This window comes from Catenulispora pinistramenti (genome assembly GCF_018274385.1).
Classification (GTDB): domain Bacteria; phylum Actinomycetota; class Actinomycetes; order Streptomycetales; family Catenulisporaceae; genus Catenulispora; species Catenulispora pinistramenti.
Map to the genome: position 1 here is coordinate 1 of NZ_JAAFYZ010000284.1, position 11,963 is coordinate 11,963.

Consider the following 11,963-nt stretch of genomic DNA (forward strand, 5'->3'; position numbering starts at 1 on the left):
GAACCGCGCTAGTTTCCCTGAGGTTGCCGAGGCCCGCCGGAGGCCCGGCCCTTCACCATGGGTTTGACCTTGATCTTGCTGTTGATCTTGCTTGTGTCGTTGATCTTGCTCTTGATCTGGCCCTTTGCCCTTGCTCTGACTTGCTGGAGTTGAAGAGGCCTGAGGTGGGGCGGGGTTGTGAACGCGGGAACCGGCAGCCGACAAGCACACCCGCCGCCTCGAACCCCGAACCGGCACAACTATGACCGAAGGCCGTAAAAATAGCCTTTAACCACACACCAACCGCAAGCCCCAAAACCAAAACCCACCACCACCCCCCGAACCACCACCAAAAACCAGCCGCCGCCTCCCAAAGAAGACGGCGGCAAGGTCCCACTCCTACCAAATCACCAAATCACCGAATCACCCGTTAGCGCCCGCCGGCGTAGTAGTCATCGTGGACCCCTCCAGCTGGTTCGCCTTAACCGCATAGCTGTTGGTGAAAGTAGCCCCCAAGTTGATCGAATCATCCGCGTTCCCGATCAGCTTCTCGGTGGCCAGCACCACCTTCGGCCCGCCGGCCGGCATGATCCCGTCCGGCAGGAACTGGTCCTTGTCCATCGTCAGGGCCGTGATGTAGTCGGCCTTGGTGATGATCGCGTTGTTGGTGTAGGTCGCCGGCAGGGCGTTGGCGATGTCCGTCGCGGAGTGGGTGTTGATCCAGTGCATGGTCTCCACGAGGGCGTCCACCACGTCCTGGACGGCCTCCTGGTGCTGGTTGGCCCAATCGGTGCGGACCAGGACTCCGGCGGCGGGCCAGGCGCCGCCCAGGGCCTTGGTGGCGCCCGCGGTGGTGGCCAGGTCGATGGCCGAGGTGCCGACGTTCTCCTTCTCGATGGCGGTGACGGTCGGCTGGGTGGTCATGACACAGGATATGGAGCCGTTCTTCAGGGCCGCGATGGCGGTGGAGCCGTCGCCGACGCCGGTGCGGCTGAACTTGGTCTTGGGGACGCCGGCTTGCGCCGCCAGCAGCTGGGTCAGGGTGTCGGTGCCCGAGCCGAGGTCGGTGACGCCCATCGTCTTGCCCGCGAAGTCGGCGCCGCTGTGGACGTTGCTCTTGGTGCTGCACATCTCGCGCTCGCCGGGGGCGCCGGACAGCTGCACGACGTCCTCCACGCTCTTGTGCTTCATCTGGAAGTCGATCGCGTGGTTGTACCAGGCGCCGGCCATGTCCACCTGGCCGGAGACCATGGCGTCCTCGGCGCCGACGCCACCGTCCTGCTCGGTGCTCAGGGAGACGTCGACGTTGTACTTCTTGTAGAAGCCGAGCTGGTCGGCCAGCTTGTAGGGCAGGTAGATCTGCTTGTCGATGCCGCCGACCATCAGCGTGACGTGCTGGGTGGTCTTCGAGGCGCCGGGGGCGGAGCCGGTGGAGGCCGAGGCGCCGGAGCTCTTCGAGGAGGAGCAGGCGCTCAGGGCGGTCAGGCTCAGCACGCCGGCCGCGGCCACGGTCAACATCTTCTTCGTGGAGAACACGGGGGATCGCCTTTCAGGTGGGGGAGGGGGTGGAGCAGACCAGGAGGGTCGGCTCAGACCAGGGCGGTCTCGGACTGGACCTTCGGCCGCCAGGCCATCAGCCGGCGCTCGACGCGCTCGATGACGAACTCGACGATCAGCACCAGGGCGGCGATCACGAACATGTTCGCGAACACCCCGTAGGGGTCGAAGTTGCCCTGGGCGGACTTGATCAGCAGGCCGAGTCCCTGCTGCGCGCCCAGCACCTCACCCACGACCGCGCCGACGATGGCGAAGCCGAAGGCGCTGTGCAGGGAGGCCAGGATCCAGGTCATCGCCGAGGGCATGATCACGTGCCGGATCACCTGCCAGCGGCTGGCGCCCAGGACCTTGGCGTTGTTCAGCACGTTGCGGTCCACCTCGCGCACGCCCTGGAAGGCGTTGAAGAACACGATGAAGAACACCAGGACCGCGGCCAGCAGCACCTTGGGTGTCAGCCCGATGCCGAAGGCGACGATGAAGATCGAGCCGAGCACGATGCGCGGGATCGCGTTGACCACCTTGATGAACGGGTCCAGCACCTCGGCCAGGAACCGGTTCAGCCCCAGCGCGACGCCCATCACGATGCCGATCCCGGTGCCGATCAGGAAGCCGTACAGCGCCTCCTGCATCGTGGTCTTGATCTGGTCCGGGTAGGAGCCGAACTCGGTGCCGTTCTCGAAGTAGTCCCACAGCCGGTTCCAGATGCCGGAGGGCTGTGCGTAGAAGAACTTGTCGACCCAGCCCATCGCGGTGAACAGCTGCCAGCCGCCGATGATGATCACGGCGATCGCCAGCCGGGCGCCCCAGACCTTCAGCTTGCGGCGGCGGAAGGCGACGGACGCCTGGCGGGTACGTTCGTCCAGGGACTGCTGGCCGGACGCGATGCGGTCGTGCAGGGCCTGCTCCGCGCCGCCGAGCGGACGGGCGGCCTGGGAGGCCTGCTCCAGACCGCTGATCAAACCGTTGGAGCCGCTGTCGTTGGTCGAATGCATGTCTCAGACTCCTGCCGTGCGGGCGTAGGCGCGCTCGACCTCGTCGCGCAGCGTGGCCCAGATCTCGTGGTGCAGTTCCAGGAAGCGGCTGCCGAACCGGATCTCCTGCACGGAGCCGCGCGGCCGCGGGATGTCGATGTCGAAGACCTGCTTCACCCCGCCCGGTGAGGACGTCATGACGACCACCCGGTCGGCCAGCGCTATGGCCTCCTCCAGGTCGTGCGTGATGAACAGCACCGAGGGCCGGGAGCCCTCCCACAGCTGCGTCAGCTCGTTCGACATGATCGCCTTGGTCTGGACGTCCAGCGCGCCGAACGGCTCGTCCATCAGCAGCACCTGCGGTTCGGTGATCCACGCCGCGGCCATCGCCACCCGCTTGCGCATCCCGCCGGACAGCTGGTGCGGATAGCGGTCCTCGAACCCGGCCAGGCCGACCCGGCGGATCCAGTCCCGGGCCCGCTCGACCGCCTCCTTCTTGGCGACCTTGCGGAAGATCAGGCCCAGGGCGACGTTCTGCAGCACCGTCTTCCAGGGCAGCAGCGCATCGGCCTGGAACATGAACCCGACGCCGTCGGTGATCCCGTCGACCTGCTCGCCGCCCACCCACACCGAGCCCTCACTGGGCCGGTCCAGGCCGGATACCAGGGACAGCGTGGTGGACTTGCCGCAGCCGGTGGGCCCGACGACGGCGCAGAACTGGCCCGGTTCGACCGCGAACGTCACGTCCCGGATCGCGGTGAACACCTCGCCCCTGGGCGTGAGGAACCGTTTGGTGACGTCCCTGATCTCGATCGCGGTGCCTGCCATGGCATCGGTCTCCCTTGCGGCTTGCTGAACGATTGCCCGGCCGGTGCCGATGTGGCGTACGCCTCATCGCGAGCGGGGTGTTGAGAAACTAAGCGCGTCCGCCGGGTTACGTCGCCGTTTCGTGCGCAACCCGCGTTTGCCGCGTTACTCGCTGTTTTGCTCGTTCTGCTCGGCCGGCGGACCCTTGTTTGATCTGCGGGAACAGCACACAATCTGAAAAATGCGGCGGGTTTCCGGACGACGGCTGAGCAGCCAGATCTTCGTCAGTCAGGTCTCGATCCTGCTGGCGGTGGTGCTGGTGGGCTTCGGGCTGTTCGCGGTCCAGGAGCGCAAGCAGGTGGACCGGCAGTACATGGACGAGGCGTTGCAGATCGCGCAGACCGTGGCCGACACCCCGCAGGTCCGGACCTGTATCGATTTCCCCTCGCCGAACTGCGACGGCACGCTTCAGGACATCGCCTACCGGCTCGAACGCGACACCAAGACCGACTACGTCGTCATCGTCGACAAGAACGGGATCCGGCACACCCACCCGGAAACCGCCGAGCGGGGCCAGTCGATCGGCGAGCCGCTGGTCACCGCGCCCAATGTGCGCATCGACCACGGCAGCGTCGGGACGTCGGTGAACGGCCGGGTGCCGCTCTACGGCCCGCTCGGCGACCAGGTCGGCGAGGTCTCGGTCGGCCGCAAGGTCGCCTCGGTCACCCCGATCTTCATCGGCCAGCTCCCGGTCTACGCCGCCTGGTTCGGCGCCGCCCTAGGCGTCGGCGCCCTCGCCTCCTACGGCCTGGCCCGCCGGCTCAAGCGCCGCACCTTCGGCCTGGAACTCGACGAGATCGCCAAGCTCCTGCAGGAGCGCGAGGCGGTCCTGCACGGCATCCGCGAGGGCATGATCGCCTTCGACCGGGCGGGCCGGGTCACCATGGTCAACGACGAGGCCCGGCGGCTGCTCGGGCTGCCGATGTTCGGCGGCGTCGGCGGGTTCCTGGAGGACGTGGTCCCGGCCGGGCGGTTGCAGGACCTGCTCTCCGGCGAGATCGAGGGCAAGGACCAGGTGGTGCTGACCGACGACTACTACCTGACCGTGAACCGGATGCCGGTGACCCTGGCCGGCAAGCCGCACGGCGCGGTGGTGACGCTACGGGACCGCACCGAGCTGTCCGGGCTGCTGCGCGAGCTGGACAGCGTCACCAGCCTCACCGACGCGCTGCGGGCCCAGCAGCACGAGTTCTCCAACCGCATGCACACCGTCGCCGGGCTGCTCGAGCTCGGGGAGCCCGACGAGGCGCTGCGGTATCTGACCGACCTGTCCGGGGCCGAGGCCGAGTTCGCCGAGTCGGTGCGCTCCCGGATCGCGCCGTCGGTGCTGGTGGGGCTGATCCTGGCCAAGGCCGCCGTGGCGGGGGAGCGCGGGGTGGAGCTGGAGCTGACCGAGGACACCTGGCTCGGCGACACGCCGGACAAGGTGCAGGCGCTGACCACGATCCTGGGCAACCTGGTGGACAACGCCTTCGACGCGGTGTCCGGGCCCGGTGTGGACCCTGGTGCTGTGCCTGATTCGAAATCTCGCGGCCGGGTGCTGGTCTCGATCGTGGAGGACGACGACGGGATCACGGTGCGGGTCGCCGACAACGGCCCCGGGATCCCGGTCGGGGCGGCGGAGCGGGTCTTCACCGACGGCTTCACCACCAAGCCGGCAACGGGTTCGATGCGAAGGGGTCTCGGTTTGGCCCTGGTCCATCGGCTGGTGCTGCGCCTCGGGGGTAGCATCGCGGCGACCGAGGGGCCCGGCGCGGTGTTCACCGTGCGGCTGCCGAAGGCCGCCGGGGATCGGGGAACGTCGCTGAGCGCCGGAGGGGGTACGAGATCAGTATGAGCACTGCCGCCGCGGCTTCCGCCGTGCCGTCGGCTGCCGGGGCCGCCGGGACCGACGACGACGTGCGGGTGCTGGTCGTCGACGACGACTACCGGGTGGCGAAGATCCATGCCGCGTACGTCGACCGCACCGCCGGCTTCACGGTCTGCGGCCAGGCGCACTCCGTGGCCCAGGCCCTGGACCTGCTCGACACCCTGCGCCCCGATCTGGTGTTGATGGACGTCTATCTCCCCGACGGCGACGGGCTCGGCGTCATCCGCAAGCTGCTGGAGACCCCGGAATCCGCCGAGACCGGGCCGCACCCCGACTTCGTCGTGATCACCGCGGCGCGCGACGTGAGCACGGTGCGCACGGCGATGCAGCTCGGTGCCGTGCACTACCTGGTGAAGCCGTTCGGCTACCCGGCGATGGCCGAGAAGCTGACTTCCTATCTGGACCTGCGCCGCCGGATGCAGACATTGGACGACGCCGACGCGGACCAGGCCGACGTGGACGAGCTGTTCGGGCTGCTGCGGGGCCAGCCGGCCCTGCCCGCGCTCCCGGCCAAGGGACACTCCGCGCCGACGCTGGAACTGGTGCGCAACGCGGTGCGGACGGCGGTCGGGGACGTCTCGGCGTCGGAGGTGGCAGAGCGGGTGGGGATCTCCCGGCCCACGGCTCAACGTTATCTCAGCTATCTGACTCGGCACGGGGTGGTGCGGCTCCAGCTTCGCTACGGGACGACCGGGCGGCCGGAACATCGCTATTCGGCCACGGGGTGAGGCGGGGCCGGTTCGGCTTCCGCCCCCCTCATCGCTCGCGGAACGTGGCCGCGGATGTGTGCCGCGTGGCCGCAAACCGTTGCGGGCGCTTCGGTTTGCGCGCGTGCCGTCGCACCGCGCGACGCACCGTCGTCGGCACGCCCGGACGCCGGAAGCAGTCGCGCTTCGATAACGAAACCCTGACTTCCGCCCCTATTTGTCCGTTTATCGCGGCGCCAAGACGGCGATTTCCGGCTGGTCCTGCTGAATCGTGCATCAGCACATGCCTACACTGTCTGCACCGCATCTCCACGGGCGCTCGGGCACCCATGGGGCAGCGGGGAGTGTAGGTCGGAACCAAGGGAGACCAGACAGTGGCAAGTGGAAACGCGATCCGAGGCAGCCGCGTCGGTGCGGGACCGATGGGGGAGGCCGAGCGTGGCGAGAGCGCCCCTCGGGTGTTCGTCTCTTTCTGGTGCGTGAACAAGCACGAGACCAAGCCCTCCTTCGCCAGCGACGCGCAGATCCCCGACACCTGGGACTGCCCCCGCTGCGGCTTCCCCGCGGGCCCGGACAAGGACAACCCTCCGGCGCGCTCACGCACCGAGCCTTATAAGACCCACCTGGCGTACGTCCGCGAGCGCCGCTCCGCCGAGGACGGCGACCAGATCCTCGCCGAGGCGCTGGCCAAGCTGCGCGGCCAGATCTGACCCGGCGCCCGGGGCCGCACCGCCCCGGTCGCTGAACCCTGTACGACACCGCCCGGCCGGGCCCCACCTGGTCGCCGGGCGGTGTCGTGCTGCGCTGGGGTCGGTCGGTCGGGTGATCGGTCCGGCGGGCGGTGGCGGTAGCGCCGGCGGTGGCGGTTCGGCTGGTTGCCGAGAGACTTCCGCCGCGCGACGCCCCGCCCTACAGCGCCGCCTCCAACCGCACCACGATCGCCTTCGAAGTCGGCGTATTGCTGATCTCGGCCGTCGAATCCAGCGGCACCAGCACGTTCGTCTCCGGGAAGTACGCCGCCGCGCAGCCGCGGGCGGTGTCGTAGGCGACCACGCGGAATTCCGGTGCGCGGCGCTCGCTGCCGTCCGTCCACTCCGACACCAGGTCCACCATCGCGGCGTCGCGGATGCCCAGGGCCTTCAGGTCCTCCGGGTTGACGAAGACCACGCGCCGGCCGGCGTGGATTCCGCGGTAGCGGTCGTCGAGTCCGTAGATGGTGGTGTTGTACTGGTCGTGCGAGCGGATCGTCTGGAGCAGCAGCCGGCCTTCGGGCACCGTCGGCGCCTCGAACTCGTTCGCCGTGAAGTTGGCCTTGCCGGTCGCGGTCGGGAACGTGCGCGAGTCGCGGGGGGCGTGCGGGAGGGCGAAGCCGGAGCCGCGGCGCACGCGGGTGTTGAACTGCTCGAAGCCGGGGATCACGCGCTCGATGCGGTCGCGGATCCGGTCGTAGTCGGCCGCCAGATCCTCCCACGGCACCGGGTGTTCCGGGCCGAGTACCGTGCGGGCCAGGCGGGCGATGATCGCCACCTCCGACAGCAGTGCCTCGCTGGCCGGGGCCAGGCGGCCGCGTGAGGCGTGGACCAGGCCCATCGAGTCCTCGACGGTGACGAACTGCTCCTCGGAGCCGGAGCCGGAGCCGGAGCCGGAGCCCGAACCGGAGCCCGTGCCCGCGCCGGAGCTCTGCCGGTCCACCTCCGTGCGCCCCAGCGTCGGCAGGATCAGCGCACGGCGGCCGGGCACCACGTGGGAGCGGTTCAGCTTCGTCGACACCTGGACGGTCAGCGCCGTGCCGCGCAGCGCCGCCTCGGTGACGTCGGTGTCCGGGGTGGCCGCGACGAAGTTGCCGCCCATCGCGAAGAACACCTTCGCGCGGCCGTCGCGCATCGCGCGGATCGCGTCGACCGTGTCGAAGCCGTGCTCACGCGGCATCGGGATGCCGAACTCGGCGGTCATCGCGTCCAGGAACGCGTCCTTCGGCTTCTCGTAGATCCCCATCGTGCGGTCACCCTGCACGTTCGAGTGCCCACGCACCGGGCACACCCCGGCGCCGGGCCGGCCCACGTGCCCGCCGAGCAGCAGCACGTTCACCACCTCGCGGATCGTCGGCACCGCGTGCTTGTGCTGCGTCAGCCCCATCGCCCAGCAGACGATCAGGCGCTTGGAGCCGCGCACTTCCTCGAACGCCGCCTGGATCTCCTCGCGGGTCAGGCCGGTGGCGTCCAGGATCTCCGGCCAGCCGGTGGCCCGCGCCGCCTTGGCGTAGTCGTCGAAACCGTGCGTGAACGTGTCGATGAACGAGTGGTCCAGCACAGTCCCGGGCGCCGCGTCCTCCGCCTCCAGCAGCAGCTTGCCGAAGGCCCGGAACAACGCCAGGTCCCCGCCGACCTTGATCTGCAGGAACCGGTCGGCCAGCGGCGTGCCGTGCCCGACGACGCCCGAGGGGTTCTGCGGGTTCTTGAAGCGCAGCAGCCCGGCCTCCGGCAGCGGGTTCACCGCGGTGATCCGCGTGCCGCCCCGCTTGGCCTTCTCCAGCGCCGAGAGCATGCGCGGGTGGTTGGTGCCCGGGTTCTGCCCGACCACCAGGATCAGGTCGGCCTTGCCCAGGTCGGCCAGCGACACCGAGCCCTTGCCGACGCCGAGCGTCTCGGTCAGCGCCGAGCCGGACGACTCGTGGCACATGTTGGAGCAGTCCGGCAGGTTGTTGGTGCCGAAGGCGCGCACGAAGGTCTGGTAGAGGAACGCCGCCTCATTGGACGTCCGGCCGGAGGTGTAGAAGACCGCCTCGTCGGGGGATCCCAGGCCGCGCAGCTCGTCGGCGATCAGGCCGAACGCCTCGTCCCAGGTCACCGGCCGGTAGTGCTCGGCCCCGGCGTCCAGCAGCATCGGCGCGGTGAGCCGGCCCTGCTGCCCGAGCCAATATCCGCTGCGCTCGGCCAGCTCGGCGACGGAGTGTTCGGCGAAGAACTCCGGCGTGATGCGCCGCAGCGTCGCCTCCTCCGCGACCGCCTTCGCCCCGTTCTCGCAGAACTCGGCGATGTGCCGCTTGTCCGCCTCGGGCCACGCGCAGCCGGGGCAGTCGAAGCCCTTCTTCTGGTTCAGCCGCAGCAGCGTCTGCGCCGACCGCTTGACCCCCATCTGGTTCACCGCGTCGCGCATCGCCACGGTCACGGCCGGGACCCCCGCCGCCCAGTCCTTCGCGGGCCCGACGCGCAGGTTCTCATCGCCAGGGTCGTTGGTCGGCGCCTTGCGGGCCATGATGCGGGCTCCTTTGCCTCGGTGGTTCGGCCCCATTGTCCCGCCGCGGACGCCGACGCGGAAATGTCCGCCTGAACGTCCCCCTGCGATGATGGGCGGCGTCACTTCCGTAACGGGCGGCGCAGGGAGCGGGTGGGGTACGCGTGGTGCAGAAGAGTCTGGCGGCCGAGCTTCAGGAACGGGCGGCGCGCGCGGTGCCCGCCGAGTTCGGCGAGCGGGTGGGCGGATGGTGGCTGCGGCACGCTCCGGGGTGCTCTTGGTGGATCGGCTCGGTGCTGCCGCACGGCGGCCACGAAGCGTCGCAGGCCGAACTGGAGGCGCTGATCGCGGCCGCCGAGGCCTACACCGCGGAACGGGGGATCCCGACGCTGCTCCAGATGACGCCGGAAGCCGTGCCGCCGCGACTGGACGCGCTCCTGGCGGCGCGCGGCTATGAGCGTCAGGTCCCTGTCTCGCTTCAGACGGCCACGACGTCGGAGGTGCTGGCGCTCGCTCAGCGCGGCTCCGAGCGCGGGCCGGAGCGCGGGCCGGAGCGCGGCTCCCTGCGTGTACGACTGGACAAGCACCCGACCCGTGAGTGGTTCGAGGCCTGGAGCGCGGTGGTCGGCGGCGACCCCGAGCCGCGGTGGCGGCTGCTGCAACGGATCACCGAGGCCGGCGCCTACGCCAGCGTGGAGCTCGGCGACGAGACGGTCGCGGTCGGGCGCGCGGTCGCGGAGGACGGCTGGGCCGGCGTCTTCAACATGGCGACCCGGCCTGAGGCCCGCAGCAAGGGCGCGGCGGGAGCAGTCATCGCGGCGCTGGCGGACTGGGCCGCGGTGAACGATGCGGCGCGGATGTATTTGCAGGTGGAGCAGGAGAACGAGGGCGCGATGCGGTTGTATGCGCGGGTCGGGTTCAGCGAGATGTTCCCGTTCTACTTCCGGGTGAAGGAGTAGCCGGTTTACTTCCGGGTGAAGGAGTAGCCGTCGCGGGGGTGGGGGCGACGGTGGTGGCGGGGTGTCGGCGCCGGTGGGGGTGCCAGTGTTGTCGGTATCGGTGGTCGCGCGCGTCCTACGCCACCCGCAGCCCCAAATGCCCGGCCATCGCCGGCGCCAGGTCCACCAGCTGGGCGCCGTCGATCGTGGCCCCGCGCAGAGCGTCCAGGCCGGCTTTGAAGTGCAGGCGCGCGCCGCGCAGGTCGACGTCGGCGAGCTTGGCCCGGCTGAAGTCGGCCTCTTCGAAGGTGCAGCCGGGGAAGCGTACGCGGGCCAGCTTGGCGCCGCCGAAGTCGATCTCGCGCAACAGGCAGTCGGTGAAGACCACGTCGGTCAGGGCCGCGCCGCGGAAGTTCACCGCGTCCAGCTTCACCTGGTCGAAGTGGACGCGGCGGATGTCGGCGTCGTGCCACTGCACGCCGGAGGCGATGCCGCGCACCAACTCCGTGTCGCGCCAGTGCGAGGCGGACAGGTCCGGGCCCAGCAGGCGCGAGTCCTCGATGCGGACGTCCGCGAACGTGGTCTTGCCCCACTCGCCGCCGACCAGCGTCACCTCGGTCAGCAGGCACTGACTGAGGCGGGCGTGGTTGGCGAACACGTCGTCCCAGCTCAGGTCCGCAGCGCGCTGGTATTCGTAGTGGCCCTCGTCGCGTACCCGGGAGTCCAGGGGTGCCAGCTCGGCTAAGGGCGGCAGGTCGGGGCGGGGCGGCGGGATCGGTTGTGAAGATGGCATGCCGATCATTGTGGCCCACCGGGTGCGCCCGATGCGGGGGCTTCTCGGGGGCGGTTGCCAGCGCCTGACGTCGCGTCGGAAAGCCGTTTGAGTCGTGGGCGGCGAGCCGGGATGATCGATGACCGTGTCCGCACCGATCGATGTCCTCGCCCTGTCACCGCAGCACACGTCGACCTCCGAGCTGCTGGCCGCCGCGGCACGTGCGCGCGGGATCCAGGTGCACGCCGCCGACGAGGTCCCGGCGGCGGCGCGGGGGACCTGCGCGTACTACGGCGGCCCGCTGCTCGGCGCGAAGGTCGGCGACGCTCTCGGACTCGGCCTGCTCGTACCGCCGGACGACTTCCTCCAGTCGCTGCCGGCGGAACTCGTCGGACGGCGCGTCGAGGCGATGACCGCGGCCGAGGCACGCCACCTCACCCGGCCCTTCTTCGCCAAGCCGCCGAGCGACAAGTCCTTCGACGCCGGGGTTTTCACCGACGGAACCAGGCTGCCCCAGCTGCCGCCGGAGGCGGGGATTCAGGTCTCGGAGATAGTCACCTTCGCCGAGGAGCACCGGCTGTTCCTGCTCGACGCGAAGGTGCACGCCGCGAGTCGCTATGCCCGGTTCGGGCGCCTGGATGTCGCCCCGGCCACGGCGGCGGCCCTGGCGTTCGGGGCGGAGGTCGCGGAGGCGGTCACCGGCAGCCCGCTGGTCCCCTCAGCGGTGGTCGTCGACATCGGCCTGATCTCCGATCCGGACACCGGCACCGAACGCTGGGCCGTCGTGGAAGCGAACATGGCCTGGTTCGCCCACAGCTACGCCGCCGATCCCGACCGCGTCCTGGACATCGTGATCGCCTCGGCCGGGCCGGTCTCGGCGGTGTCCGATGCTGACAGGCGGTTCTTGGCCGGCCCTCGCGTCTAGCGCGCACAACGCGGCGGACCGCCGGTCATCCCGGCGGTCCGCTTATAAATCAAGCCTTATAAATCAAGCCTTGTAGCTCTTGTCTTTAGCTCTAGTCGGAAGCCCGGCCTTCATCGTGGCCGAAGCCCCAGCCAGCCCAGCCC

Annotated in this window: 10 protein-coding genes; 5 read left to right on the forward strand and 5 right to left on the reverse strand. The window is 69.8% G+C overall.

The genetic code is table 11. From position 1 onward, the window contains the following. Window positions 1–402: 402 nt before the first annotated feature. Genes KGQ19_RS43655 through KGQ19_RS43665 form a run of 3 tightly spaced genes read right to left on the reverse strand, consistent with a single transcriptional unit; the run spans window position 403 to window position 3,335 of the window. Complete coding sequence (locus KGQ19_RS43655) at window positions 403–1,515, reverse strand: ABC transporter substrate-binding protein (RefSeq protein ID WP_307856692.1); 1,113 nt, start codon at window positions 1,513–1,515, stop codon at window positions 403–405. Window positions 1,516–1,568: 53 nt separating this feature from the next. After that, a complete protein-coding gene (locus tag KGQ19_RS43660; protein WP_212020666.1) occupies window positions 1,569–2,528 on the reverse strand; it encodes an ABC transporter permease in 960 nt (319 codons plus the stop codon). Between the two features lie 3 nt (window positions 2,529–2,531). Next, a complete protein-coding gene (locus KGQ19_RS43665) occupies window positions 2,532–3,335 on the reverse strand; it encodes an ABC transporter ATP-binding protein (protein WP_212020668.1) in 804 nt (267 codons plus the stop codon). Between the two features lie 220 nt (window positions 3,336–3,555). On the opposite strand from KGQ19_RS43665, the gene KGQ19_RS43670 reads away from it, so the two are divergent. From KGQ19_RS43670 to KGQ19_RS43680, 3 genes are all read left to right on the forward strand, one after another. After that, window positions 3,556–5,211: an ATP-binding protein gene (locus KGQ19_RS43670; RefSeq protein WP_212020670.1), complete on the forward strand. Its 1,656-nt coding sequence runs from the start codon at window positions 3,556–3,558 to the stop codon at window positions 5,209–5,211. After that, window positions 5,208–5,972 carry a response regulator gene (locus tag KGQ19_RS43675; protein WP_230420367.1) on the forward strand — a complete coding sequence of 255 codons (765 nt, stop codon included), beginning with the start codon at window positions 5,208–5,210 and terminating at the stop codon, window positions 5,970–5,972. Before KGQ19_RS43670 ends, KGQ19_RS43675 begins: the two co-directional genes overlap by 4 nt. Window positions 5,973–6,325: 353 nt before the next feature. Beyond that, complete coding sequence (locus KGQ19_RS43680) at window positions 6,326–6,661, forward strand: RNA polymerase-binding protein RbpA (protein WP_194895803.1); 336 nt, start codon at window positions 6,326–6,328, stop codon at window positions 6,659–6,661. Between the two features lie 199 nt (window positions 6,662–6,860). On the opposite strand, the gene KGQ19_RS43685 is transcribed toward KGQ19_RS43680, so the two are convergent. After that, window positions 6,861–9,206 carry an FdhF/YdeP family oxidoreductase gene (locus KGQ19_RS43685; RefSeq protein ID WP_212020672.1) on the reverse strand — a complete coding sequence of 782 codons (2,346 nt, stop codon included), beginning with the start codon at window positions 9,204–9,206 and terminating at the stop codon, window positions 6,861–6,863. Window positions 9,207–9,349: 143 nt separating this feature from the next. Here KGQ19_RS43685 and KGQ19_RS43690 point away from each other — a divergent pair, with 143 nt between their 5' ends. Further along, on the forward strand, window positions 9,350–10,144 hold the full coding sequence (locus KGQ19_RS43690) for a GNAT family N-acetyltransferase (RefSeq protein WP_212020674.1): 795 nt from the start codon (window positions 9,350–9,352) through the stop codon (window positions 10,142–10,144). Window positions 10,145–10,259: 115 nt separating this feature from the next. Here the strand turns inward: KGQ19_RS43690 and KGQ19_RS43695 are convergent, their stop codons facing one another. After that, the gene (locus KGQ19_RS43695) at window positions 10,260–10,916 is read right to left on the reverse strand and encodes a pentapeptide repeat-containing protein (RefSeq protein WP_212020676.1); all 657 of its coding nucleotides are present in this window, start codon (window positions 10,914–10,916) and stop codon (window positions 10,260–10,262) included. A 118-nt stretch (window positions 10,917–11,034) separates the two neighbouring features. Between KGQ19_RS43695 and KGQ19_RS43700 the strand changes: the two genes are divergently transcribed. After that, window positions 11,035–11,820: an ATP-grasp domain-containing protein gene (locus KGQ19_RS43700; RefSeq protein ID WP_212020678.1), complete on the forward strand. Its 786-nt coding sequence runs from the start codon at window positions 11,035–11,037 to the stop codon at window positions 11,818–11,820. The last annotated feature ends 143 nt before the right edge of the window (window positions 11,821–11,963 follow it).

What these genes read in the sequence shown, in the direction of transcription:
- KGQ19_RS43660 (WP_212020666.1), bottom strand. Translation starts at nt 2,528, where the DNA reads ATGCATTCGACCAACGACAGCGGCTCCAACGGTTTGATCAGCGGTCTG.
- KGQ19_RS43665 (WP_212020668.1), bottom strand. Translation starts at nt 3,335, where the DNA reads ATGGCAGGCACCGCGATCGAGATCAGGGACGTCACCAAACGGTTCCTC.
- KGQ19_RS43685 (WP_212020672.1), bottom strand. Translation starts at nt 9,206, where the DNA reads ATGGCCCGCAAGGCGCCGACCAACGACCCTGGCGATGAGAACCTGCGC.
- KGQ19_RS43675 (WP_230420367.1), top strand. Translation starts at nt 5,208, where the DNA reads ATGAGCACTGCCGCCGCGGCTTCCGCCGTGCCGTCGGCTGCCGGGGCC.
- KGQ19_RS43670 (WP_212020670.1), top strand. Translation starts at nt 3,556, where the DNA reads ATGCGGCGGGTTTCCGGACGACGGCTGAGCAGCCAGATCTTCGTCAGT.
- KGQ19_RS43700 (WP_212020678.1), top strand. Translation starts at nt 11,035, where the DNA reads ATGACCGTGTCCGCACCGATCGATGTCCTCGCCCTGTCACCGCAGCAC.
- KGQ19_RS43695 (WP_212020676.1), bottom strand. Translation starts at nt 10,916, where the DNA reads ATGCCATCTTCACAACCGATCCCGCCGCCCCGCCCCGACCTGCCGCCC.